This window comes from Campylobacter sp. CFSAN093241 (assembly GCF_012889595.1).
Taxonomy (GTDB): Bacteria; Campylobacterota; Campylobacteria; order Campylobacterales; family Campylobacteraceae; genus Campylobacter_D; species Campylobacter_D jejuni.
This window is the reverse complement of the sequence record NZ_CP040612.1, coordinates 1519087-1543961: the sequence shown is the minus strand read 5'-3', so window position 1 is coordinate 1543961 and position 24875 is coordinate 1519087. Positions and strand designations below refer to the sequence as shown.

Annotated in this window: 27 protein-coding genes; 10 read left to right on the top strand and 17 right to left on the bottom strand. The window is 30.6% G+C overall.

Translation table 11 applies throughout. The annotated features are described in order from the left end of the window. Window positions 1–24: 24 nt before the first annotated feature. A complete protein-coding gene (locus FBE96_RS07800; protein ID WP_002869767.1) occupies window positions 25–1131 on the top strand; it encodes an Mrp/NBP35 family ATP-binding protein in 1107 nt (368 codons plus the stop codon). 25 nt (window positions 1132–1156) lie between these two features. Further along, window positions 1157–2317 carry a 2,3,4,5-tetrahydropyridine-2,6-carboxylate N-succinyltransferase gene (locus FBE96_RS07795; protein WP_002851311.1) on the top strand — a complete coding sequence of 387 codons (1161 nt, stop codon included), beginning with the start codon at window positions 1157–1159 and terminating at the stop codon, window positions 2315–2317. A gap of 24 nt (window positions 2318–2341) precedes the next feature. On the opposite strand, the gene hisIE is transcribed toward FBE96_RS07795, so the two are convergent. From hisIE to FBE96_RS07715, 16 genes are all read right to left on the bottom strand, one after another. Beyond that, window positions 2342–2965, bottom strand: coding sequence for a bifunctional phosphoribosyl-AMP cyclohydrolase/phosphoribosyl-ATP diphosphatase HisIE (gene hisIE, locus FBE96_RS07790; protein WP_002851143.1), 624 nt, complete (start codon window positions 2963–2965; stop codon window positions 2342–2344). Window position 2966: 1 nt separating this feature from the next. Continuing rightward, window positions 2967–3734 carry an imidazole glycerol phosphate synthase subunit HisF gene (gene hisF, locus FBE96_RS07785; protein WP_002851492.1) on the bottom strand — a complete coding sequence of 256 codons (768 nt, stop codon included), beginning with the start codon at window positions 3732–3734 and terminating at the stop codon, window positions 2967–2969. Next, on the bottom strand, window positions 3735–4691 hold the full coding sequence (locus tag FBE96_RS07780; RefSeq protein ID WP_002851346.1) for a COG2958 family protein: 957 nt from the start codon (window positions 4689–4691) through the stop codon (window positions 3735–3737). Next, on the bottom strand, window positions 4676–5407 hold the full coding sequence (hisA, locus tag FBE96_RS07775) for a 1-(5-phosphoribosyl)-5-[(5-phosphoribosylamino)methylideneamino]imidazole-4-carboxamide isomerase (RefSeq protein WP_002851391.1): 732 nt from the start codon (window positions 5405–5407) through the stop codon (window positions 4676–4678). Before hisA ends, FBE96_RS07780 begins: the two co-directional genes overlap by 16 nt. Then, window positions 5404–5991: an imidazole glycerol phosphate synthase subunit HisH gene (gene hisH / locus FBE96_RS07770; protein WP_002851270.1), complete on the bottom strand. Its 588-nt coding sequence runs from the start codon at window positions 5989–5991 to the stop codon at window positions 5404–5406. The genes hisA and hisH overlap by 4 nt, the downstream gene beginning before the upstream one ends. Beyond that, window positions 5988–7046 (bottom strand): bifunctional histidinol-phosphatase/imidazoleglycerol-phosphate dehydratase HisB, encoded by a 1059-nt coding sequence (gene hisB, locus FBE96_RS07765; protein ID WP_002858024.1) that lies wholly within the window; start codon window positions 7044–7046, stop codon window positions 5988–5990. The genes hisH and hisB overlap by 4 nt, the downstream gene beginning before the upstream one ends. After that, on the bottom strand, window positions 7043–8329 hold the full coding sequence (hisD, locus tag FBE96_RS07760) for a histidinol dehydrogenase (protein WP_002858444.1): 1287 nt from the start codon (window positions 8327–8329) through the stop codon (window positions 7043–7045). Before hisD ends, hisB begins: the two co-directional genes overlap by 4 nt. Window positions 8330–8336: 7 nt before the next feature. Further along, window positions 8337–9236, bottom strand: coding sequence for an ATP phosphoribosyltransferase (gene hisG, locus FBE96_RS07755; protein WP_002858407.1), 900 nt, complete (start codon window positions 9234–9236; stop codon window positions 8337–8339). Between the two features lie 172 nt (window positions 9237–9408). After that, window positions 9409–9762 (bottom strand): 50S ribosomal protein L17, encoded by a 354-nt coding sequence (gene rplQ / locus FBE96_RS07750; protein WP_002851332.1) that lies wholly within the window; start codon window positions 9760–9762, stop codon window positions 9409–9411. A gap of 3 nt (window positions 9763–9765) precedes the next feature. Beyond that, window positions 9766–10779, bottom strand: a complete 1014-nt coding sequence (locus tag FBE96_RS07745) for a DNA-directed RNA polymerase subunit alpha (protein WP_002851403.1) — start codon at window positions 10777–10779, stop codon at window positions 9766–9768. Window positions 10780–10791: 12 nt separating this feature from the next. Further along, window positions 10792–11418, bottom strand: coding sequence for a 30S ribosomal protein S4 (gene rpsD / locus FBE96_RS07740; RefSeq protein ID WP_002856574.1), 627 nt, complete (start codon window positions 11416–11418; stop codon window positions 10792–10794). A gap of 27 nt (window positions 11419–11445) precedes the next feature. Beyond that, entirely contained in the window at window positions 11446–11838 is a 393-nt protein-coding gene (gene rpsK / locus FBE96_RS07735) for a 30S ribosomal protein S11 (RefSeq protein WP_002779544.1), read from the bottom strand. Between the two features lie 9 nt (window positions 11839–11847). Further along, window positions 11848–12213 (bottom strand): 30S ribosomal protein S13, encoded by a 366-nt coding sequence (gene rpsM, locus FBE96_RS07730; RefSeq protein WP_002800121.1) that lies wholly within the window; start codon window positions 12211–12213, stop codon window positions 11848–11850. Window positions 12214–12215: 2 nt separating this feature from the next. Then, window positions 12216–12329: a 50S ribosomal protein L36 gene (gene rpmJ / locus FBE96_RS07725; RefSeq protein ID WP_002781429.1), complete on the bottom strand. Its 114-nt coding sequence runs from the start codon at window positions 12327–12329 to the stop codon at window positions 12216–12218. Between the two features lie 171 nt (window positions 12330–12500). Beyond that, on the bottom strand, window positions 12501–12719 hold the full coding sequence (infA, locus tag FBE96_RS07720) for a translation initiation factor IF-1 (RefSeq protein WP_002781436.1): 219 nt from the start codon (window positions 12717–12719) through the stop codon (window positions 12501–12503). Window positions 12720–12806: 87 nt separating this feature from the next. Then, on the bottom strand, window positions 12807–13604 hold the full coding sequence (locus FBE96_RS07715) for an MBL fold metallo-hydrolase (RefSeq protein WP_002872187.1): 798 nt from the start codon (window positions 13602–13604) through the stop codon (window positions 12807–12809). A gap of 86 nt (window positions 13605–13690) precedes the next feature. On the opposite strand from FBE96_RS07715, the gene FBE96_RS07710 reads away from it, so the two are divergent. Next, entirely contained in the window at window positions 13691–14986 is a 1296-nt protein-coding gene (locus tag FBE96_RS07710; RefSeq protein WP_019260204.1) for an MFS transporter, read from the top strand. A 49-nt stretch (window positions 14987–15035) separates the two neighbouring features. Next, window positions 15036–16667, top strand: a complete 1632-nt coding sequence (locus FBE96_RS07705; protein ID WP_002875179.1) for a multidrug ABC transporter permease/ATP-binding protein — start codon at window positions 15036–15038, stop codon at window positions 16665–16667. Between the two features lie 19 nt (window positions 16668–16686). On the opposite strand, the gene cgb is transcribed toward FBE96_RS07705, so the two are convergent. Beyond that, window positions 16687–17109, bottom strand: coding sequence for a single-domain globin Cgb (cgb, locus tag FBE96_RS07700; RefSeq protein ID WP_002814418.1), 423 nt, complete (start codon window positions 17107–17109; stop codon window positions 16687–16689). A gap of 151 nt (window positions 17110–17260) precedes the next feature. On the opposite strand from cgb, the gene FBE96_RS07695 reads away from it, so the two are divergent. The 6 genes from FBE96_RS07695 (at window position 17261) to FBE96_RS07670 (ending at window position 24767) form a co-directional block, all read left to right on the top strand. Further along, on the top strand, window positions 17261–20032 hold the full coding sequence (locus FBE96_RS07695) for an FAD-binding and (Fe-S)-binding domain-containing protein (protein WP_002890166.1): 2772 nt from the start codon (window positions 17261–17263) through the stop codon (window positions 20030–20032). A 109-nt stretch (window positions 20033–20141) separates the two neighbouring features. After that, a complete protein-coding gene (locus FBE96_RS07690) occupies window positions 20142–21677 on the top strand; it encodes an ABC transporter substrate-binding protein (RefSeq protein ID WP_002896959.1) in 1536 nt (511 codons plus the stop codon). Next, window positions 21677–22621 (top strand): ABC transporter permease, encoded by a 945-nt coding sequence (locus tag FBE96_RS07685; RefSeq protein WP_002851293.1) that lies wholly within the window; start codon window positions 21677–21679, stop codon window positions 22619–22621. Before FBE96_RS07690 ends, FBE96_RS07685 begins: the two co-directional genes overlap by 1 nt. Further along, window positions 22608–23402, top strand: a complete 795-nt coding sequence (locus tag FBE96_RS07680) for an ABC transporter permease subunit (RefSeq protein WP_021034254.1) — start codon at window positions 22608–22610, stop codon at window positions 23400–23402. Before FBE96_RS07685 ends, FBE96_RS07680 begins: the two co-directional genes overlap by 14 nt. Next, the gene (locus FBE96_RS07675; protein WP_002869220.1) at window positions 23399–24109 is read left to right on the top strand and encodes an ATP-binding cassette domain-containing protein; all 711 of its coding nucleotides are present in this window, start codon (window positions 23399–23401) and stop codon (window positions 24107–24109) included. The genes FBE96_RS07680 and FBE96_RS07675 overlap by 4 nt, the downstream gene beginning before the upstream one ends. After that, the gene (locus tag FBE96_RS07670) at window positions 24102–24767 is read left to right on the top strand and encodes an ATP-binding cassette domain-containing protein (RefSeq protein WP_002851151.1); all 666 of its coding nucleotides are present in this window, start codon (window positions 24102–24104) and stop codon (window positions 24765–24767) included. The genes FBE96_RS07675 and FBE96_RS07670 overlap by 8 nt, the downstream gene beginning before the upstream one ends. Window positions 24768–24875 lie beyond the last annotated feature (108 nt).

Here is a 24875-nt window from a genome sequence, read left to right as displayed (position 1 = left end):
TTTTTTAAAAGACAAGGAAAAAATATGAAAGAACAAATTTTAGAGAAATTAAAAACTGTAAAATATCCTGGTTTTGAAAAGGATATAGTGAGTTTTAACTTTGTAAAAGATATTAAAATTCAAGATGATGGTGTATTCATTGATATAGAAATCGTTTCAGCAAATCCTGAAGTAGCTAATGAAATTCGTAAAAATACTATTGAAGCTTTATCGAGTTTGGCTTTAAAAAATATTGAACTTAATATCATTACTCCAAAAATTCCTGAAGAAAAAAGTAATTCAAGAAGTGGAAAAAATATCGCTCCACAAGTAAAAAATTTCATCATGGTTTCAAGTGGAAAAGGTGGTGTGGGTAAATCTACAACTACAGTAAATTTAGCAATTTCCATGGCTAAAATGGGAAAAAGAGTAGGTATTTTAGACGCGGATATTTATGGGCCAAATATTCCAAGAATGCTAGGTGAAACCAAAACTCAGCCTGAAGTAGTAGGGCAGAGATTAAAGCCTATTTTAACTCATGGTGTTTATATGATGAGTATGGGGGTTTTGATCGAAGAGGGTCAAGGCCTTATGTGGCGTGGAGCTATGATCATGAAAGCAATTGAGCAACTTTTAGCTGATGTAATTTGGCCTGAGCTTGATGTATTGTTTTTGGATATGCCTCCAGGAACAGGCGATGCGCAAATTACTTCTGCACAAAGCATTCCTATTACTGCAGGAGTTTGTGTAAGTACGCCTCAAACCGTATCTTTAGACGATAGTAAAAGAGCTTTAGATATGTTTAATAAACTTCACATTCCTATAGCGGGTGTGATTGAAAATATGAGTGGATTTTTATGTCCTGATAACGGTAAAGAGTATGATATTTTTGGCAAAGGAACGGCTGAGGATATGGCAAAAGCCTATAAAAGTGAAGTCTTAGCACAAATTCCTATAGAAATGATAGTAAGAGAAGGTGGAGATGAAGGCAAGCCTGTGAGTTTTTATCACCCTGAAAGTGTGAGTTCAAAGCGTTATTTAATGGCGGCTGAAAAAATTTGGAGCTTTATAGAAAAAATTAACAATGAAGGTGGTGCGGATAATTCTGCTATACAACCTGTGATGAATGGAAAAAGTGCGTGTTCGCATTAAAAATTAAGTGGATAAGGAAAAGAAAATGATTAATACTAAAGAAGATTTTTTACTTTTAATCAAACAAATCGAGCAAAAAAGTGGCTATAAAAAACCTAAAGCTTTTGGTATAGCAAGGCTTGATAGAGGACAGTTAAATAAAAATAAAATCTTACAAGCAAGTTTTGCTTTGATTAACTATGAGCAAAATTTTGGCTCAGCGGCAATCATGCTTGAAGCTTTTATGCAAAGGGGCGTGGAGATTGATTTTAATGCGAGTGAGTTTGTGCAAACTTTGAAATTAGAAGATATTGATTTTGCACTTTCTTGTTTTAAACCTTTTTTAGAAGAAGATGGGCATCAAAATATTGATTTATTAAAGATTATCAAAGATAAATTTAAAGACGATGAATTTTCTTTTGTTTGTCTTTTTGAAGATAAAGAACCTTTAAGTGTAGAAAGTATTTATCTAAAACTTTATTTGCTTTCTACTAAAAAAGTACCTTTAAGAAGTATCAATTTAAATGGAGCTTTTGGACTTTTAAGCAATGTAGCTTGGAGTGATGATAAGCCTATCGAGCTTGAGTATTTAAGAGCAAATGAAATGCGTTTAAAAATGAGCAATCAATATCCAAAAATCGATTTTGTTGATAAATTCCCAAGATTTTTAGCACATATTATCCCTGAGGATAATACAAGAATTTTAGAAAGTTCTAAAGTAAGAATGGGTGCGTCTTTAGCAGCAGGAACAACCATCATGCCAGGGGCAAGTTATGTGAATTTTAATGCAGGTACAACAGGAGCTTGTATGGTTGAAGGGCGTATTAGTTCAAGTGCTATAGTAGGAGAAGGTTCTGATGTAGGTGGCGGAGCTTCGATTTTAGGTGTTTTAAGTGGAACAAGTGGCAATGCTATAAGCGTAGGCAAGGCTTGTCTTTTAGGGGCTAATTCAGTGACAGGAATTCCTTTAGGGGATAATTGTATAGTTGATGCAGGTATTGCAGTGCTAGAAGGAACGAAATTTTTACTCAAAGATGCCGAAGAACTTGCTAAACTTAATCCTTATTTTAATTTTGATAAAGAAATTTACAAAGGCTTAGAGCTTAAAGGTTTAAATGGGCTACATTTCCGTCAAGATTCTATAAGTGGTGCTATGATAGTAGCTTTAAATAAAAAAGCAGTCAAACTTAATGAAGCCTTGCATTGATATAAATTTATTTTACATAAAGCTTTAAGCTTTATGTCTTTCTTTTAATTTTGAAATCACATCTGAGAAACTAAGATTTGCATCTGCAAGTAAAACACTTAAATGATACATTAAATCCGCTGCTTCACAAATAAGCTCTTCTTTATCTTTTACTGTCGCTGCTAAAGCTGTTTCTACGCCTTCTTCACCAACTTTTTGTGCGATGCGTTTTGTACCACTTTTGAAAAGTTTTGCTGTATAAGAAGTATTTTCATCGGCATTTTTGCGTGCATTAATAAGTTTTTCAAGTCTGGCTAGAAAAACAAAATCTGCATTTTTAGAAATTTTTTCAAAACAAGAAATATCGCCCGTATGACAAGTAGGCCCTACAGGATTTGCTAAAATTAAAAGCGTGTCATTATCACAATCTAAGCTTAAATCTATGATATTTAAGAAATTTCCACTTTCTTCACCCTTCATCCAAAGACGCTGTTTTGTGCGTGAAAAAAAGACTACTTTGCCACTTTCTAAGCTTTTTTCTAAGGCTTCATTATTCATAAAGCCTAGCATTAAAACTTCGCAAGTTTTTGCATCTTGGATGATGACAGGTAAAAGATTATCCACTTTTTGCCAAGCGATTTTTTCATTAAGTTCTTTGAAATTTTGCATATTATATCCTTATACTTAAGCCTTGATTTTTAAGATAAATTTTTAATTCTTTAATGTCTATAAGTTTTTGATGAAAAACAGAAGCAGCTAAAGCCCCATCTATACCTAGTTTAAAAGCTTCTAAAAAATGTTCCATTTTTCCCGCTCCCCCACTTGCGATTAAAGGTACTTTACAAATTTTATATACAGCTTCTAATTGTTCTAAATCATAGCCATTTTTAACACCATCTTGATTCATCATATTTAAAACAATTTCGCCTGCACCTAGATCTTGCACTTTTTTAACCCATTCTAAAGTGCTTTTTCCACTATGTTTACTTGTTTTTTCATCCCCTGTGTATTGAAATACTTTTAAATTTCCATTTTCATCTTTAAAACTATCAATCCCTACTACTACGCATTGCACGCCAAAGCTTTTAGCAAGGCGTGTGATTAGGCTTGGATCATTTAAAGCAGGAGAATTGATAGAAATTTTATCTGCCCCATTAGCCAAAAGTTCAGCTGCATCTTCTTCGCTTTTAATACCCCCTGCAACACAAAAAGAAATATTGATATTTTTTGCTACTTCACTTACCCATTCTCTTGATATGCGTTCTTTTCTAGCACTTGCAGCAATATCATAAAAAACAAGCTCATCAATACCATTTTGAGAATAATACCTAGCAAGCTCTATGATATCTCCCATATCTTTATGGTTTTTAAATTGTGTTCCTTTTACTACTCTGCCATCTTTGACATCTAAACATGCAATTATGCGTTTTGTAAGCATTTATTTCTCCAAAATACATTTTTCTTTAAGATATTTTTCCATTTCTTCATCGCTTTTAATTTCATCAAAATTAGCTTGAATTTTTGCTTCTTTGCCCACTTTAATTTGTTTGTTTATATCATCAATAAATTCTTTAAAATTTGGATTTTTATTGATCAGCATATTTAGTGTTTGAATATCAAGTTCTTTTTCTTTTGCACTAATTAAAATTTGAGAATTTGAAATATCTTTTTCAAGTTTTATCACTCCTATGCCAAAACTTTGATTTAAGCGTCTTAACTCACTTAAAACTTCGCTATCAATTTCTTGTAAAACAACCAAATAGCCTTCATTTGCCCAGCTAGAATTGCTTACAGCTTGAAAATAGCATTCTTTTAAATTTGAAAAATTTAAAGCAATTTTAAGTTCAAAAGAAAAAAGCTTATAACTATTTTGTTTGATATTTTCTAAAAGTGTTATGGTCTCTTTTTCATAATCATCATAAGGAAAATAAACCCCTACAATATCAGGATAATTCCACTTATCTTCCCCACCTTTACCCTTTTTGCTTTGTTCATGGTAAATTGTTTTGCAATTTAAATTAAAATCTAAATTTTCATATAAAAATTTTACAAGCAAGGGGTGTAAATCTCTTTCATGAAATTTATTTTTTTCTTGTTTTTCGTTAGTAATTTCATTTTTATTATCAAGCTTTAAAAGTTCATTTTCTCTTTCTTTTAGCCAAAAAGTTGTAGGTTTTTGGGAAGCTTTGATAAACAAAGAATTGTGTTGCAATTCTTTTATATCAACATATATCCTAGCCCCTAAAGTAGCAATTGGAGTTTGTCCTATGCTAGAAAGCTTTTTATCTAAGCCTTGTTCAAGAGCTTTTTGCCAAATTTCATTAACACTTAAAGGTCTGTCACTTTGTTTTAAAATTTCTAAAGTAAGTTCTTTGTAGCTTAATTTGCTAGACATCTTATCCCTTCTTCTACGCTAAAAACTCCGTCTAATAAAGCTTTTCCTACGATAACCCCACTACAAATTCCTTTTAAGTTTTCAAGGTCTTTTAAGCTCGCTACTCCACCACTTGCCTGAATGCAAATATTAGGAAAAATTTCATGGATAAGTTTGTAAAGTCTTACATTTACTCCTTGCATGGTACCATCTTTTGAAATATCTGTGCAAAGTATGTGTTTTAAGCCTTTATTGCTATAAAAATCTAAAACTTCCATAAGCTTTTTATCGCTTGCTTCTTGCCAAGCATTTACAGCCACAACATAATCTTCTTTTAAAATCGTATCTAAGGCTAAAACTATAGCTTCACTACCAAATTCTTTTAAAATTTCAAGACATAAAGTCGCATCTTTAATTGCCATAGATCCTATAACTACTCTTTTTACTCCACAATCAAGCAAAGCTTTAACTTCTTCTTTAGAGCGTATACCTCCACCTACTTGCAAATTGACACTGACTTCTTTGGCTAATTTTTCTATCAAAGCAAATTGTCTTTTGCTAGGATCTTTTGCACCTGTAAGATCTACAAGATGAAGTTCTTTCGCTCCTGCTTTTTCGTATTCTTTAAATTTCTTTAAGGGATTGTATTTATATACTTTTTTTTGTTCGTAATCCCCTTTTACAAGACGCACCACTTCGCCATCTATAAGATCGAGTGCGGGTATGATTTGAGTCATCCTATATCCTTAATAAAATTTGAAATTAAAATTTCCCCAGCCTCGCTACTTCTTTCAGGGTGAAATTGCACTCCGTAAAAATTATCTTTCATTACGCTTGCGCTAAATTTTTGCGAATACTCACAATCTGCTATAGTGTATTTCCCAAGTCCTACACAATAACTATGCACAAAATAAAAATAAGCCCCTTCTAAGCCTTTAAACAAAGCATGAGAGCTATAAACTTCATTCCATCCCATATGTGGAAAAGTAAAGCCTTCTTTAGCTTTAAATTTTTGAGTTGTAAAATCTATGAGTTTTAAGGTTTCTTGATTTAATTCTTCAGAAAAATTTCCTAAAATTTGCATACCTAAACAAATACCAAGCAAAGGTTTTTTGGTATTTTGAATAAAATCAATAAGATTAAATTGTTCTAAATTTTTCATTGCTTCTTTTGCGGTACCCACTCCAGGTAAAAAAAGCTTATCCGCACTTTCAAGCTCTTTTAAATCCCTACTGATAGTTGCATTAAAACCTAATCTATCTAGACAAAATTTCAAAGATGCTAAATTCGCACAGGCTGTATCGATGATGATGATTTTCATATCACTCCTTTAGAGCTGGCTAAATTTTCACTTTCTATTTTTACTGCCATTTTCAAAGCTTTTGCAAAGGCTTTAAAAAGCCCTTCGGCTTTATGATGATCGTTTTTGCCTTTAACTTTTAAATGCAAACTCACGCCCATAGCATAGCTTAAAGAATAAAAAAAGTGCTCGATCATTTCTGTGCTTAAAGCCCCTAAATGAGATTTTTTAAATTTGGCTTTATAGACTAAATGGGGACGATTGCAAAAATCCATTGCACAACTTGCCAAACACTCATCCATAGGTAAAGCAAAACCATATCTTGCAATGCCGATTTTATCCCCTAAAGCTTTTTTGATACAAGCTCCAAGTGCTAAGGCTACATCTTCAACGCTATGATGCTCATCGATTTCCAAATCTCCTTTACAAGAAATTTCAAGCCCTATACCTCCATGTACAGCGATTTGCTCTAACATGTGATCAAAAAAATCAATACCTGTTTTAATGCTAACCTTACCCCCATTTAAGCATACCTTTACTTTTATATCTGTTTCTTTAGTAGTTCTTTGATAACTCGCGCTTCTAAAAGAACTTAAAATTTCATTTTCTATTTCTTTCCAAGAAAGTTCGCCGTATTTTAAACCACGCACGCCTAAATTTGAAGCCAAGATCATATCACTCTCACGATCTCCTATAACAAAACTTTGTTCCTTATCATAAAGTTCGTGTTTGATATACTCTTCTAACATAGCGGTTTTAGGTTTTCTGCAAGCACAATTTTCATTTTCAAAATGCGGACAAATAAAAATATCTTGAAATTCTATACCGCAACTTTTTAAAATATCAAGCATTTTTTCATGAGCGATTTCAAAATTTTCCTTTGGAAAACTTGGTGTTCCAAGACCGTCTTGATTGCTTACCATAACAAATTTAAATCCAAATTTTTTTAGTTTTAAAAGAGTGGGAATAGCATCTTTTTCAAAACGCAATTTTTCAAGAGTATCGATTTGAAAATCGCTTTTTGGCTCCTCTATTAAAGTGCCATCTCTATCTATAAAAAGGATTTTTTGACTCATTTTAAGCTTTCTAAACGAAAAGTTACTGCATTTTTGTGCGCGTCTAAATGCTCATTTTGTGCTAAAATTTCAACACTTTTACCTAAAGCTAAAAAACCTTCTTTACTTAACTCTTGAACGGTCATTCTTTTACTAAAATCTGCCAAACCTAAACTAGAATGCGTTTTAGTAAGTCCATAAGTAGGTAAAACATGATTTGTCCCACTTGCATAATCACCCATAGACTCTGGGGAATAAGCTCCTAAAAATACTGATCCTGCGTGTTTTACACCTTTTAAAAGTTCTCGTGGATTTTGAGTTTGTATGATCAAATGTTCAGGGGCGTAAAGATTTGAAATTTCTAAGGCTTGATTTAAATCTTTAGCTATGATAATGCGTGAATTAGCAATGCTTTTGCTTGCAAGTTCTTTGCGAGGCAAAAGTTCTAATTGACTTTGGACTTCATCACTTGCTTTTTTAGCAAAATCTTGACTTAAACACACTAAAATCACTTGAGAATCTGCACCATGTTCAGCTTGTGAAAGCAAATCACTAGCTACAAATTTTTCATTAGCTAAATCATCAGCTATGACTAAAACTTCACTAGGTCCTGCTTGCATATCAATAGCTGCTCCGTTTATATCACTACTTACTTGGCGTTTTGCTTCGGTTACAAAGGCATTTCCTGGGCCAAAAATTTTATCCACCTTTAAAACACTTTGGGTACCGTAAGTCAAAGCTGCTATAGCTCCTGCACCGCCCATTTGATAAATTTCATCCACGCCACAAAGCTTAGCACAAAAAAGCACAGCATCATTGATTTTTGCAGGACTTGCTAAAACGATTTTTTCACAACCTGCAATTTTTGCAGGAATAGCTAGCATTAAAACCGTTGAAAACAAAGGTGCCAAACCCCCTGGTATGTAAAGTCCTACTTTTTCTATAGGGCGTGTTAAAACTTCACATTTAACGCCTTTTGTAGTTTCAAGAGCGATTTCATGTGGGATTTGGGCTTCGTGAAATTTTTTGATATTTTCATAAGCCACTAAAATAGCTTCTTGTAAATCTTTATCTAAACGATTGCTTGCTTGAGTGATTTCTTCTTGAGTGATTTTAATCTTTGAAATTTCAGCCTTATCAAATTTCAAAGCTTGTTCTATCAAAGCTTTATCGCCTTTTTCTTGCACTTCTTTAATGATAGAACTTACTATTTTTGAAATTTCATCTTTCGCACTTATAGCAGGGCGTTTTAACGCTTCTTCTTTTTGTTTTTCATCCAAATTATCATATACTAAAATTTGCATTTTTTACTCACTTTAACATTTTTTCTATAGGCAGAACTAAAATCGAACTCGCACCTTCTTCTTTTAAAGCCTCCATGGTTTCCCAAAAAAGATTTTCTTTACTTACCATATGTAAAGCTACATTTTTTTCATCGTGTGCTAAAGGTAAGATAGTCGGTCTTTCAACTCCTGGAAGTAGGGCTTGAATTTTATCAAGCTTTTCTTTTGGAGCATGAAGCATAATGTATTTAGATTCTCTTGCTTGCATTACTCCTGCTACACGCAACATAATTTTATCCACTAAGGCTTGTTTTTCTTTACTTAAAGCATTTTCTTTTTGAATCAAACAAGCACGAGATTCATAAATGACTTTAACTTCTTTAAGATTGTTTGCTTGTAAAGTTGCCCCGCTTGAAACAAGATCGCAAATCGCATCGGCTAAATTTGCCCTAGGGGCTACTTCAACAGAACCTGTAAGCGTACAATTTTTATAATTAATCCCATTTTCTTTCATAAAACGCTTTAAAAGTTGTGGATAAGAAGTAGCTATCCTTAAGCCTTCAAAATCTTTCAAATTTTGAAATTTATTTTCTTGAGGTAAGGCAAGAGAAAGACGGCAATATCCAAAATCTAGCTTTTTTAAAAGCTTATAGCTTGGATTTTCTCCTAAAGACTGGCGTTCAAGTTCATTTTCTTCTAAAACATTTTCCCCTATAATGCCTAAATCTACAACCCCATCAAAAATAAGCCCAGGGATATCATCATCTCTAACGCGTAAAATATCTATGGGTAAATTTGTAGAAAAAGCGATCAAGCTTTGTTCATGGATATGCATTTTAACACCACATTCTGAAAGAAGCTCTATGGATTCTTTTGAAAGTCTACCTGATTTTTGTATCGCAATGCGTAAACGAGTGTTTTCTTGCATAACATATCCTTGAAATTAAAAATTAAAAACTTATATTAGCATAAGTAGTTGAATTTTTAGCAAGGGTTTTAGAAAATAAATAAATTTAATTTTATTTAAAATAATTATTTAAAACTTTTTATTTTTAGGATATTTAATTGAAGTATTAATCCTAGCAAAAGCTAGGATTTGATTAAGCTACAAATTCGATGAAAGCCATTTCAGCGGCATCACCACGGCGAATTCTTGTTTTGATGATTCTTGTATATCCGCCATTGCGATCTTTGAATTTTGGAGCAATTTCAGTTACTAGTTTATTGGTAGCGTTTTTATCTTGTAATGAAGCAAAAACTGCTCTATGAGCGTTAAAATCTCCAAGTCTTGCTCTAGTAATCAATCTTTCTACATAACCTCTTAATTCTTTAGCTTTTGGTAGAGTGGTTTCGATTTTTCCGCTATTTACTAAAGCTATAGTTAAATTTTTTAATAAGGCAGCACGATGAGATGAAGTTCTGCCAAGTTTTCTATATCCATGTTTATGTCTCATTCTTTATCCTTCGTTTTGTGCTTTTAATTCTGCGATTTTATTTTTAAGTATTTCTTTATTATCGCTAAGCTTAGAAGTTCCCACAGGAAAACCTATGCTTTCCATGATGTTTTTAATTTCATCAAGAGATTTTTTACCTAAATTTTTAAGCCCTGCAAGTTCACTTACACTCATCAAAGCAAGCTCGCCTATGTAAACCACTCCTGCTTTTTCAAGACAATTATAACTTCTAGCACTTAAATTTAAATCTGTAATGTTTTGCAATAATTTAGTATTTTCTAGTTCATTGCTTGTTGCTTGATTTTTAATTACACTTCTAACATTGGTAATTTTATCAAATACTGATAATTGTTTATACATAGCTTCTAGAGCATTTTGAAAAGCTTCATTTGGAGTGATTTGTCCATCAGTTGTTACGGTTAAAACCACTTTTTCATAATCAGGATTATCTTCAAATAAAACTTTTTCAATATCATAGGTTGCTTCTCTTACAGGTGTAAAGAAAGCATCTAAAGCTATAAATTTAGGATCATTTATAAGCTCTTTAATTTCTTCGCTTGGTACATAGCCAATACCTTTTTCAACGATCAATGTGAATTTGAGTTCAGCATCTTCGTTGATTGTTGCTAGATAGGCGTCTTTATTTACTACTTCTACTTGATCATTATTTAGATCTTTGCCGTAAATTTCTTTTGAGCCTTTAAAGCTAAATTCTACTATTTCTTTATTTGAGTCGCCTTTAATTTTAAAGCGTAGTTTTTTTAGATTAATGATAAAAAGTGCTACATCTTCAAGCATACCACGCATGCTATCAAATTCATGAGCTACGCCATCAATATGAATCGCAGTTGGAGCATATCCTATGGTGCTAGTGTAAAGTAAACGGCGTAAAGGATGGGCTAGGGTGATTCCATAGCCGATCTCAAAAGGCCAAGCACTGATTTTAGCCACAGTATCACTAATGTTTTCTATTGTAAATTCTGTTGGCGTATAAGCAGATGTTGTAATATTTCTCATATTTAGCCCCTATTATTTAGAGTAAAGCTCAACGATAAATCTTTCCTCAACCGGAATGACAACTTCTTCTCTTTCAGGTTTTCTTGTGAAAATTCCAAATCTCTTATCTTTTTCAACATCAACCCAAGCAACGATTCCAGTTTGTGCTGTAAGTTCGATAGCTCTTGTAATTTGAGGATTGTTTTTGCTTTTTTCGATAATTTCGATTTTAGCACCTGCTTCTACTCTAAAGCTAGGAATATCCACTCTTTTACCATTTACTAAAACATGTCCATGTGTTACAAGTTGTCTTGCAAAACGACGTGTTGTAGCAAAACCCATTCTATATACTACATTGTCTAATCTTTGTTCTAAAAGTTGGATAAGTAATACCCCTGTATTTCCTTCTCTTCTTGCTGCTTCAGCAAATAAACGACGGAATTGCTTTTCGCTTACTCCATACATAAATTTAGCTTTTTGTTTTTCTCTTAATTGAAGTCCATACTCACTAATTTTACCTTTTCTTGCTCCGTGTTGTCCTGGTGCATAAGGGCGTTTATCTAGTGCACTTTTGCCAGCTAGTCTTCTTTCTCCTTTTAATGCTAAGCTAACACCAAAGCGTCTTTCTAATTTTTCTACTGGTCCTCTATATCTTGCCATAATATTCTCCTAAATTTTTCTTATATCTTAGACACGACGACGCTTAGGCGGTCTGCAACCATTGTGAGCTAATGGAGTGATATCTTTTAAGAAAGTTACTTTGATTCCTTCCATAGCACCTACACTCTTAACAGCAGTTTCTCTACCGCTTCCTGGTCCTTGTACTTTAATGCCTACTTCTTTAATTCCGTGTTCTTTTGCTTTATTTAAAGCGTCTTCTACTGCTTGTTGTGCTGCATAAGGAGTTGATTTTTTAGAACCTTTAAATCCTAAACCACCTGCACTACTCCAAGCGATAGCATTTCCCATTTCATCAGTTACTGTAACCATAGTATTGTTAAAAGTCGCACTGATATAAACAATACCTTTTGCTATATTTTTTTTAACTACTTTTTTCTTTACGATTTTTCTTTTTGCCATGATTTATCCTTATGATTTTGCACCAACAGTTTTTCTCTTACCTTTTCTAGTTCTTGCGTTTGTTTTTGTTTTTTGTCCGCGAACTGGTAAGCCTTTTCTGTGTCTTAAACCTCTAAAGCTTCCTAAATCCATAAGCGCTTTAATATCCATAGCAACTTGTTTTCTCAAGTCCCCTTCAACCATATAGTTTTCTTGAATTTCTTTACGGATAGCTGCTGCTTCATCTTCACTTAACTCATGAACTCTTTTATCATAAGAAATTCCTACTTTATCTAGAATTTTTCTTGAAGTGAAAAGTCCTATACCATAAATATAGGTTAGTCCATACTCAATTCTTTTTTTCTTTGGTAAATCCACACCTGCAATACGAGCCATGTTTATCCTTGTCTTTGTTTATGTTTTGGATTTTCGCAAATAATGCGAACCACGCCTTTACGGCGAACTACTTTGCATTTGTCGCACATCTTTTTAACCGATGGTCTCACTTTCATGAGCGTCTCCTTGAATGAATTCCACTTGATTTACGACTACATCAGGTTTTATGAATAACCAACTATTTTCAAAATAAGTGGTGGATTTTAAAAATACTTCTTCATATAGTTCGATGTAATTTGTCGCAAAAACTCTAATTTTATCTAAAATTAGCTTTTAAATAACTTAGATTATTTATATCTAAAAGTTATACGCCCTTTATCAAGGCTATAAGGTGTAAGTTCTACTTTTACTTTATCACCTGGCATTATTCTTATATAATGCATACGCATTTTTCCTGCAATATGACATAAAATTACATGTTTGTTGTCAAGTTCAACCTTGAAATTTGCATTAGGCAATGCTTCAAGTACGGTGCCATCAATTTCAATTACATCATCTTTTGCCAAAATTTTCTCCTTTCATGAAATAAAAAGGCTATAATTTTAGCAAAAATTATTAAAATTTTTACTTAATTTTTAGTAATTTTTAAGTAATTAATCTAAAAATTTAGGTTTGATAAAAGGCGCATGAGTCCCTATAACTTTGAGTTTTCTTTCTTTAAATTCTTTAAGTAGTTTTTCCCTTGTTTGTATAGCCTCATTTTGATCTATATCAAATTTTATAGCGATTTTAGGTTTTGGGATTTGTATATCATAAAGATGAAGTAAATCTCCCCAAAAGACTATTTTATCATCAATTATGATAGCATTTTGACCTGGGGTATGCCCGTAAGCAGGTATGGCTTTAATGCCTGAATTTTGAAAGATCAAATCTTTGGAATGATCAATAAATTCTATATTTTTAAGTTTAAGCAAGGTGTTTTTAATTTCTTGTCTATCGCTTTTGATCCAAAAATCATATTCTTTTTTATCAATTAAAATTTGAGCTTTTGGAAAAAGATTTTCTTCGCTCATTAAAGCACCTATATGATCAGGATGTGCGTGTGTTAAGATAATATGAGTGATATCTTTAAAATCGGTTTTATGGATATGTAATTTTTCTTTTAATGTGTCAATAGTATCTAAAAACCCTGTGTCTATTAAAGCATTAAAATTTGGATTTTTTATCAGAACAATATTATGCTCATTTCTTTTGATTTTTGTGCGAGTTTTTTCTATAAAATTCTTATCTTCATCGCTTTGTGGCACTAAAAAAGAAAATAATAAATTTAAAAATTCATCATCAGACTGTTTAAGTGAGATTATATGGGTTTGATTTGAATTTTTGCTTGTGGTTTTTTCTTCTAAAAAATAAAGATTGGTTTTTAAAAGAGTGGTTATAAAATTAAACATATTTATCCTTAAATTTTTAGATAATATTTTGGAAATGATTTTAGTATAATAAAAACAATGTTTTTAAAATTTAAGGTAATTAATCAATGAGAAAATCAAAATTTGGAACAAAGGAAATTAAGATCTTAGGACTTTCTTCACTAGGAGGAACTTTAGAATTTTATGATTTTATTATTTTTGTCTTTTTTGCTGAATATATAGCCAATGTATTTTTTCCTAAAGATATGAGTGAATTTTGGGCTTTATTAAATACTTATGGAGCATTTGCAGCTGGATATTTAGCACGTCCTTTGGGTGGTATAGTTATGGCACATTTTGGAGATAAATTTGGGCGTAAAAATATGTTTATGCTAAGTATTTTACTAATGGTTCTTCCTACCTTTGTCTTAGCTTTTATTCCAGGTTATGAAACTCTTGGGTTTTTAGCTCCTGTTTTATTGATACTTATAAGAATTTTTCAAGGCATAGCTATAGGTGGAGAATTGCCTGGAGCTTGGGTTTTTGTAAGAGAACATTGTCAAGAAAAACAAAAAGCTTTCTTTTTAAGCTGTTTAAATTCAGCTATGGCTTTAGGAATTTTGTTAGGAAGTATAGTATTTTTAATCATTAATGCTTTTTTTAGTATAGAAGAAATTGCTGCTTATGCTTGGCGTATTGCTTTTTTTGTAGGTGGAATTTTTGGGATTATTTCTATTTATTTGCGTAGATTTTTGCAAGAAACTCCTGTTTTTAAACAAATGAAAAAAGAATCATCGCTTAGTTCTTTTCCGCTTAAAGATTTATTTAAAGAAAAGGATATTGTAAAAAATTTATTTTCATCAATGATGATGACTTGGGTTTTAACAGGTTGTGTTATTGTGCTTGTTTTATTAATGCCTAAATTTATGCCTAGTATTTTAAATTTAAGTGGGGTTGAAGGAAGTTATTTACAGATATTAGGAATTTTGGGAATAGCTTTAGGCGGGGCTTTTATGGGTTATCTTGTAGATAAATTTGGTTTATTTAAAATTTGCATTTTCTTTTCTTTAACTTTTGTATTTTTTTCTTTTTTATATTTTTATGCTTTATATGAGCTTAAAAATTTGGTTTTGGTGTGTATTTTGTATTCGATTGTTTGTTTTTTAGGTGGAATTAATGTGTTTGCACCTATTTTAATGAGTGAAGTTTTTAGAGCTAAAATAAGATTTTCAGGAATTTCTTTTTCTTATAATATTGCTTATGCAATTTCAGGCGGTATTACTCCGCAACTCGTTTTTTGGCTTAATACACTCGCGAGTAAAAATGAAAATCCATTTTTATATGGTATGAGTATATATATGATTTTTTTAGCGTTATTGGCTATTTGTGCTGTTTTTATAGTAAAAGATAAAATAAAATTTTGATAACCACTCTTAAAATGTTATAATTAAAATTATATTTTGGAGTTTATAAATGCCTTTTATTATCGAATTACTTAAACAAAATAAATTAAAGTTGATTTCTTTTTTGCTTTTTTCTTTTATTACAAGTGCTGTTGGAGTTTTAACTCTTGTTTTTATCAATGATTATTTGCTTAAAAATGCACAAAACATTCCTATTTTTTATTTTATTGTTTTGCTTTTGATATTTTTTATAAGTTCTACCATAGTTGAACTTGGACTTAGTATTTTTGGACAAAATTTTATTTTTAAAATGCAAAGGCGTGTAGTAAAGCAGATATTAGATACCCCTTTGTTAAGAGTGGCTAAAGTAGGTAAGGCTAGAATTTTAGCTTCTTTAGGAAGTGATGTGAGAAATATATCTTTTGGGCTTTTAAGATTGCCTGATTTTTTACAATCAAGTATATTGATTTTATGCACTAGTGTTTATTTATGTTATCTTTCACCACAAATTTTTGCTTTGTGTGTGGTATGGATTATGGTTATTTTTATTACTAATAATTTTTTGATGATGAAAGTATATCAGTATTTTAGAAAGGCAAGGGAAAATGATGATGCTTTGCAAAATAATTACCAAAATATACTAGATGGACATAAAGAACTTTTGATCAATCGTGATAGAGCCAAACTTTACTATGAAGATGAATTTGAAAATAATGCAAGATTGAAAAAGAAAAATAGTACTTTAGGCAATCTTTTTAACAATCTCTCAAACAACTGGACAAATGTAACTCTTTTGGCTTTAGTGGGTGTAGAGTTTTACTTAGCTTTAAAATTTGAATGGGCAAGTGTTGCAGATGCTACAACTATAGCTCTTTCTATTTTGTTTTTACGAACCCCTTTAGTATCTATGATAGGATCTTTTCCTACTTTGCTTTTGGCAAAAATCGCTTTGGATAAGATCGCAAAATTGGAATTAGATGATTATATAGAAGGTTTTAAAAAAACACATTATATTAGCGAATGGAAAAAAATTTCTTTTAGAAATACTCAATTTGCTTATGAAGAAAATTTTCACTTAAATCCTGTAAATATAGAACTTAAAAAAGGTGAATTGGTATTTTTAATAGGTAAAAATGGAAGTGGTAAATCCACTTTTTGTATGCTTTTGACAGGACTTTTTAAGCCAAGCAAAGGCGGAATTTATGTTGATGATACGCTTATAGATGATAAAAATTTAGATGAGTATAGATCTCTTATTTCTGCTGTTTTTAGCGATTTTCATCTTTTTACTAAAACCTTAAATAAAGAAAATTTTGCAAGCGAAGAAAAAATTGCTTTTTGGTTGGAGTTTTTAGAACTTAAAAATAAAACAAGTGTCAAAGATAATGAACTGACCTTAACCAAACTTTCTACAGGGCAAAAAAAGCGTTTAGCTATGCTTATAGCCTTGCTTGAAGAAAGGGATATTTTAGTGCTTGATGAATGGGCGGCTGATCAAGATCCTGTTTTTAGAAGATTTTTTTATAAAAAACTTTTACCTTTGCTAAAAGAGCAAGGTAAAACAATCTTTGCTATCACACATGATGATGCATATTTTGATAGTGCTGATAGAATTTTCTTGGCTCAAAATGGTGAAATCAGCGAATTAAAGGGTGAGAATATAAAGGAATTAGCTAAAAATTTAGTAGAAAAATTTGATTAAAGCCCAAAATGGGCTTATATTATTTATCATAGAGCTTTTTTTCTATATCGATATAAAATTTAGCAATTTTTCCATAAGCAACTTCCCAAGCTTTAAGAGTGGCTTCATCAGGATTTAAAAGATTTTTAATAGCCTTTAAAAGGCAAGCTCCAACTATAGGATAATGCTCTTCTTTAACTCCTAAATTAACATGAGTTATGGCAACTTTATCAACAAAGCTTCTCATATTTTCCAAATTTTCTATATTTTTAGCCGCCATTAAAATCGCCATTGCTAAAGCTTTTGGTTGTTCTCCTGAAATTTGTTTTTCCATATTAAACATAGGTTTTACCTCAGGATAATCATTAAACATTATTTTATAAAACTCATTGGTTAAATCCTCTCCATTTTTTTGCAAAATAGGCACACAATCTTTGATGATTTGAATTTGTTCTTTTGTCATAGTTTCTCCTTTTTGTTGTAAAAGAGATATTTTATATCTTAAAAAGGAGAAAAAAATTGACTTGTGTTAAAATTATGCTCAAAAATATAAATTTAAAATTATCTTTAAATTATTAAATTATATAATTGATAATAAATTAAAAAGAGGGACTATGGCAAATTTTAAAGCTTTTTATAATGAGGCTAAGTATATTTTTAAGGATAGAATTTTTAATGATTATGCTAGATGCTATGCTTATGGCATTGATGCGTCGTGTTATTTTTATATTCCAAAAATAGTGATTATTGCTAAAAATGAAGATGAAATTAAGCAAATTATTCAATTAGCAAATACTTATAAAACTCCTATAACATTTAGAGCAGCAGGTACAAGTTTAAGTGGACAAAGCTCTTGTGATGGAGTGCTTGTAGTGATTAAATTTGCCTTTAAAAAAATAAAAATTAACAAAGACGCTAACGAAATTACTTTAGGATGTGGTGTAGTAGGCATTCATGCTAATGAAAGTCTTGCTTTTTTGAAGAAAAAAATAGGACCTGATCCAGCTACTATAAATTCAGCTTTAATTGGAGGGATTATAAATAACAATTCAAGCGGAATGTGCTGTGGAACTAAGGATAATAGCTATAAAACCTTAAGAAGTATTAGGGTGATTTTGGCAAATGGTAGTATGCTTGATACCAGCGATGCTTTAAGCGTGGCTCGATTTAAAGATGAAAATAAAAAATTAATTAATGAACTTAGAGAGATCAAAGAAAAGATTAATGCCAATAAAGAATTAAAAGATTTAATAATCAAAAAATTTAAAATCAAAAACACCACAGGTTATAGCCTTAATGCCTTTGTTGATTATGATGATGAAATAGATATTTTAGCACACTTGCTTATTGGCTCTGAAGGGACTTTGGGATTTGTAAGCGAAGTTAAGCTTGCTGTTTTGGATGATTTGGAATTTAAGGCCTGTGCTTTATTGTTTTTTGATAATATCAATAATGCTGCAAACACTATAAAAGAATTTGCTAAAGTTGATTTTGTAAGTTCTGCTGAAATAATGGACTATGCAAGTTTAAAAGCTGCATCAACTTATGATGAGTTAAGAGATATTTTAGCTGATATTAAAGAGGGCAATACTTGTGTATTGATCCAAAGTGAGCATAGTAATGAGCTTAAGCTTGATGAAAATATAAATAAAATAAAAGAAATTTCCAAACTGGCTTATAAGTCATATTTTAGCAAGAATAAGGCCGAATATGATTTATGGTGGAAGATTAGAAAAGCACTCTTGCCTATAGCAGCTAGTCTTAGAAAGGCAGGTTCAACGGTAATTACTGAAGATGTGTGTTTTAATATCGAGGATTTAGCCGATGGAATTAAAAGCATTCAAGAATTGTTTTATAAATATGGCTTTGGTGATAATGGAATCATTTTTGGCCATGCATTAGCAGGCAATATCCATTTTATTATCACACCGGATTTAAACAATAAGCTTGAATTTGATAATTTTTCAAATCTAGTTAAAGAAATGTCTAATATAGTAGCTTCTTATGGTGGAAGTATAAAAGCTGAACACGGCACAGGGCGTATGGTGGCACCTTTTGTGGAGGTAGAGTGGGGTAAGCAAGCTTATTTGATCAATAAAAAAATCAAAAGTATCTTTGATAAGGATAGTTTATTTAATCCCGATGTAATCATTAGCGATGATAAAGATATTTATAAGAAAAATATCAAACAAGTCAGTTGGATTGATGAGAAATTAAATACCTGTATGGAATGTGGATTTTGCGAAAGATTTTGTCCATCAAATGAATATACAATTACTCCAAGACAAAGAATTGCGATCTTACGAGAGATTAAACGCCTTGAAAGCTTAAATGATGATGAGTCAAAAGCAAAATTAAAGGATATTAAAAAATATTACAATCATTTAGTAGACAGCTCTTGTGCTGCTTGTGGGGTGTGCTCTTTTTCATGTCCTTTGGGGATTAATTTTGCTGATTTTTCATTAAAATATAGAAAAAATAATATAGGATTTATATCTAAAATTTTAGGAAATCTAGCATATAAAAATCATGAAAAAACTCTAAAAATTGCTAAATTTTCATTAAGTATCGCAAATAAATTTGATAATTTAAGTCTTGATAATAAGCTTGAAAAAGCAAGCAATTTTCTTAGCATTATACCAAGAACTAGGGCGTATTTGCCTAAGGTGAATGATTATGAGCTAAAAAGTCATAAAAGAGTTTGCAATGTGGTTTATTTTACAAGCTGTCTTAATAAAAGCTTTAAACCAAATGAAAAAATGCATGATAAAAGAAGTTTGCAAGAAGTATTTGAAAGCTTGTGTAAAAAAGCAAATATAGGCATTATTTATGCACCCAATGATTTATGTTGTGGTAAGGCTTATGAGAATTTTCAAGATATTCAAGATAAAAATATACAAAAAATCAATGACTTTTTAAGCAATATAGACTCACCCATAGTGTTAGATCATAGTGCTTGTAGTGCTAAGTTAATTAGTGATCATTCAAAGTACGAAATTTATGATTTAAGCGAGTATTTATTAAAATTTATTGCTCCCAAGTTACGCATTGATAAAATCAATGAGAATGTAGGATTATATATCATGTGTGCTGCTAGAAAGCTTGGTTTAAATGAAAATATAATTAAGCTTACAAAGCTATGTACGAATGGAAAAGTATTAATAGATAATGATACCTATTGTTGTGGGTTTGCTGGATACAAGGGCTTTTTCAAGCCTCAATTAAATATTAGTGCTACAAAAGGCTTTAAAAAATTTTATGCCAAAACAAATATTAAGCGCGGGTTTAGTACATCAAGCACTTGCGAGATAGGATTAAGCGATGCTACGGGTATATCTTGGCAGCATATAGCGTATTTATTGGATGAATGCAGTGAAGCAATTTAATTGATAAATAAAACTCCATAATTTAAAGCAAATTATCCCCCCATAGAGCTTGTGGCTTCTTATTTTTTATTTTATAATTCTTTAAAATTTTAAATTTGAGGAGTTACAAGTGCTTAGATGGTTTGTTTTACTATTTTTATTGTTTTTGAATCTTGAGGCTAAAATTCCAAAAGATACACTTATTATAGCAGTTGAAAATGAAATCGCAAGGATAAATCCTGCTTATAGCGAGGATCATGATGCAGTGATTAATCTTGTATTTTCAGGGCTTACGCGTTTTGATGAAAATATGAGTTTAAAACCTGATTTGGCTAAGTCTTGGGATATTAGTAAAGACGGGCTTGTTTATGATATTTTTTTAAGAGATGATGTTTTATGGCATGATGGAGTCAAATTTAGTGCTGATGATGTGAAATTTAGTATAGAAGCCTTTAAAAATCCTAAAAACAATTCTTCTATTTATGTCAATTTTGAAGACATTAAAAGTGTGGAAATTTTAAATCCTTCTCATGTAAAAATCACACTCTTTAAACCTTATCCTGCATTTTTAGATGCTTTAAGCATAGGAATGCTTCCTAAACATTTGCTTGAAAATGAGAATTTAAACACAAGCTCTTTTAATCAAAATCCTATAGGTACAGGTCCTTATAAATTTGTAAAATGGAAAAAAGGTGAATATGTTGAATTTGAAGCCAATGAACATTTTTATCTTGATAAGGTAAAAACTCCAAGACTTATTATAAAACACATTTTTGATCCTTCTATAGCTAGTGCTGAGCTTAAAAATGGCAAGATAGACGCAGCTTTAATCGATGTTTCTTTGCTAAATATTTTTAAAAATGATGAAAATTTTGGAATTTTGCGTGAAAAATCGGCTGATTATCGGGCTTTAATGTTTAATTTAGATAATGAATTTTTAAAAGATCTAAAAGTAAGACAAGCTTTAAATTACGCAGTCGATAAAGAAAGTATAGTAAAAAATCTTTTACATGATTATGCTTTTGTAGCTAATCACCCTTTAGAGCGTTCTTGGGCAAATTCTAAGAATTTTAAAATTTACAAATATGATCCTAAAAAAGCCGAGGATTTGCTTGTGAGTGCAGGTTTTAAGAAAAATAAAGATGGAAATTTTGAAAAAGATGGGAAAATTTTAGAATTTGAAATTTGGGCGATGAGCAATGATCCTTTAAGGGTAAGTTTAGCTGGAATTTTGCAAAGCGAATTTAGAAAAATAGGAGTTGTAAGCAAGGTGGTGGCTAAACCTGCTGGAAGTTTTGATTATTCTAAAGTAGATAGTTTTTTAATAGGCTGGGGAAGTCCTTTAGATCCTGATTTTCACACTTTTAGGGTATTTGAAAGTTCGCAAGATAGTGCTTTAAATGATGAGGGTTGGAATTTTGGACATTATCATGATAAAAAAGTGGATATAGCCTTGCAAAAAGCAAGAAATACTTCAAATTTAGAAGAGAGAAAAAAATATTATAAAGATTTTATAGATGCTTTGTATGAAAATCCTCCTTTTATTTTCTTAGCCTATCTTGATTTTGCTTTAGTTTATAATAAAGATTTAAAAGGTATCAAAACAAGGACTTTAGGTCATCATGGAGTGGGTTTTACTTGGAATGTTTATGAGTGGAGTAAATAGTGCTAAAACGCTTAGTTTTTAGTATTTTCATAGCATTTTTTAGCACTTTTTTATGTTTTGTTTTACTTCATTTTAGTAAAGGCAGTATAGCTTATGCTAATGGAGTTAATTCACAAAGTAAAGAATTTGTTCAAAGAATAGAACAAAATTTAGGGCTTGATAAGCCTTTGCTAGAGCAGTATAAAATTTGGCTTTTTAAGGCTTTAAAAGGGGACTTAGGGGTTTCTTTTTTAAGTGGAGAAAGTGTTTTAAAGCTTATAAAAGAAAGAATTTTTAATACTTTTATTTTGGGTTTTAGTGCCTTAATGCTTTTATTTTTGCTCAGTGTTTTTTTGGCACTTTTGGGATATTATTATAAAGAAAGTTTTATAGATAAAATCATCACTTTTTTAGCTTTTAATTTTTTTGCTTTACCTCCTTTTGTTTTGGCTTTATTGTTTGTTTTGATTTTTGGAATTTTTTGGAAAATTTTGCCTGTTATGGGAAGTAGTGATATAGGCTTTGAAGATGATTTTTTAAATCGTTTAGAGCATTTGATTTTGCCTGTTTTGGTGCTCGTTTTATCACATTTGGCGTTATTTTTAAGGATTGCTAGAAATTTTATCAATGAAAGTTTTTCTCAAATTTTTATTCAAAATTTATACGCTAGGGCTTTAAGGGAGAAAGATATTTATTTTTTAGTTTTGAAATATTCTTTAAGTCCTATTGTGGCTTATTTTGGGGGAAGTGCTTTAAGTTTTATGATGGGAACTTATGTGGTAGAAAGTGTCTTTGCTTACAAGGGGCTTGGATCTTTACTTTTTAAAAGTATTATTTTTAAAGATTATCCTATTGTGCTTGCGCTTATATTTTTTAGTGTTTTGCTTGCAGCATTTTTTACATTTTTAAGTGATATTGTAGCTAGGATTTTAAATCCTAGATTAAGAAGGCTTGATTTTGTTTAAATTTCTTATCATTCTTGCGCCTTTAATTTTTTTGTTTTTATGCGCCTTGTTTGCACCTTTTTTAGCTTCTTTTGATATTTTAAGCACTCATTTAGAAAATTTGCATCAAGCTCCTAATTTTACTTATATTTTAGGGACTGATTTTTTAGGCAGAGATTTGTTTTCTCGTTTGCTTTTTGCTTTGAGAAATTCTTTGATTATAGGTGTTGGTGGATCTTTATTGTCTATTATCTTTGCTTTGTGCTATTTGTTTTTAGCGCGATGTTTTTTTTATGTTTTTTGGATGCGTATTTTAGAGTTTTTTTTAGCCTTGCCTGCTTTTTTACTTATGATGTTTTTTCAAAGTATGATAACTTCTGATGTGTTTTTGATGATTTTTTTAATCGCTTTAATTCATTGGTGTTTCATAGCAAGAATTATAGAAAGTGAATTAAAAAGACTTGAAAATTTAGATTTTTACAAAGCAAATATAGTGCTTGGAAGAACTAAATTTAGAGCTTTTTTTAAAGATTTAATACCTGCTTTAAAAACACTGATTTTTACACTTTTTATATTTAATATCGTTCATGCTATAGCCACAGAAGCTACTTTGAGTTTTTTTGGACTGGGTTTAGGATTTGAAATTCCAACTTTAGGTACTCTTTTGAGTGAGTCTTCAAAAGCAGTTTTTATAGGCGCTTGGTGGATGATACTTTTTCCACTTTTAAGCTTGCTTTTGTTGTTTTTACCTCTTTTATGGTTGGGTAATTTTTTACAAAAAATTTGGGGTATAAGATCTTGAAGGTAAGAAATTTAAATATCAGTTTGAAGAATAATTTATTACTTAAGGATATTAATTTAGATATAAAAACAGGCAAAACTTTAATGATACTAGGACAAAGTGGAGTGGGCAAAAGTTTGTTAGGAAAAGCTTTGGTAAGACTTTTAGATTCTAATTTCACAATAAGTTTTGATGAATTAAGTTTTCATAATTCTTGTATTTTTAATTTTAATAAAGAAGAGCTTAGAAATTTTCGTTCTAAAGTGGCACTTGTTTTGCAAGATGCAGAGCTTAGTCTTTATCCTTATTTGGATATTGGAAATTTATGTCATCTTGTTTTAAAAACTCATACAAAATTAAAACAAAAAGAAATAAAAGATTACGCTTTTTCTTATTTTCAAAAATTAGGATTTGAAAATCTTGATCGTTTGTGGCATTCTTATGCTAATGAATTAAGTTTGGGTATGGCAAGAAGGGTGAGCCTAGCTTTGGCATTATTAAATCAACCCCAAATTTTAATTTGTGATGAAATCACAGCTTCTTTGGATAAAGAAAACGCTTCTAAGATTATATCGATTTTAAAAGAATTAAAAAATACTACAGCCTTAGTTTGTATCACTCATGATTTAAATTTGGTAAATTCTTTAGCAGATGAAATTCTTATGCTAGAAAAAAATAGTTCAAATTTATATAGCTTAGATGAGTTTTTAAGGTATTATAATGCTTAAAGTTTGTAATTTAAGTAAGTTTTATGAGCTTAAAAAGCATTGGTATTTAAAAAAAGAAAGACATATTATTTTTGATAATGTCAATTTTTCTTTAAATGAAAATGACAATTTAATAATTTTAGGTAAAAGTGGTGCAGGTAAAAGCACATTAGCTAGAATTCTTTGTTTTTTAGAAGATCCAAGTGAGGGTGAGGTATGGTATGAAAATCTTAACTTACACAAGCTTGATAAAAACAAACAAAGACTTTTAAGAAAGCAAATTCAATATTGCTTTCAAGATCAAAAAATGGCTTTAAACCCTTATAAAAAAATCAAAAATCTTATACAAGATGGTTTGGAAAATTTTAATTTACAAAAGAATGATGACTTGATTTTAGAATTTTTTGATTTTTTTAGTCTAAAAAAACAAATTTTAGAACAAAAATCCTATGAGTTAAGCGGAGGAGAAGCCACACGTGTAGGTCTTATCCGTGCTTTGGTTTTAAATCCTAAATTGTTGATTTTAGATGAAATTACTTCAGCGTTTGATATTAAAACTTCTAAAGAAATTTTAACTTTTTTATATGACTATCAGCAAAAAAATAATATTTCTTATATATTTATAACCCATCAAAGTGATCTTTTTTATAAATTTAATCATAAAAAATTAAAACTTTAAAAAATATTTTTTAATATAAGTTTCAATATAGAAAGTTTAGAGTAAAATAAAGAAAAGTGTAAATTTAATTTTTGTTGTGGAGTGATTAAAGTGCTTTAAAAAAGGAGA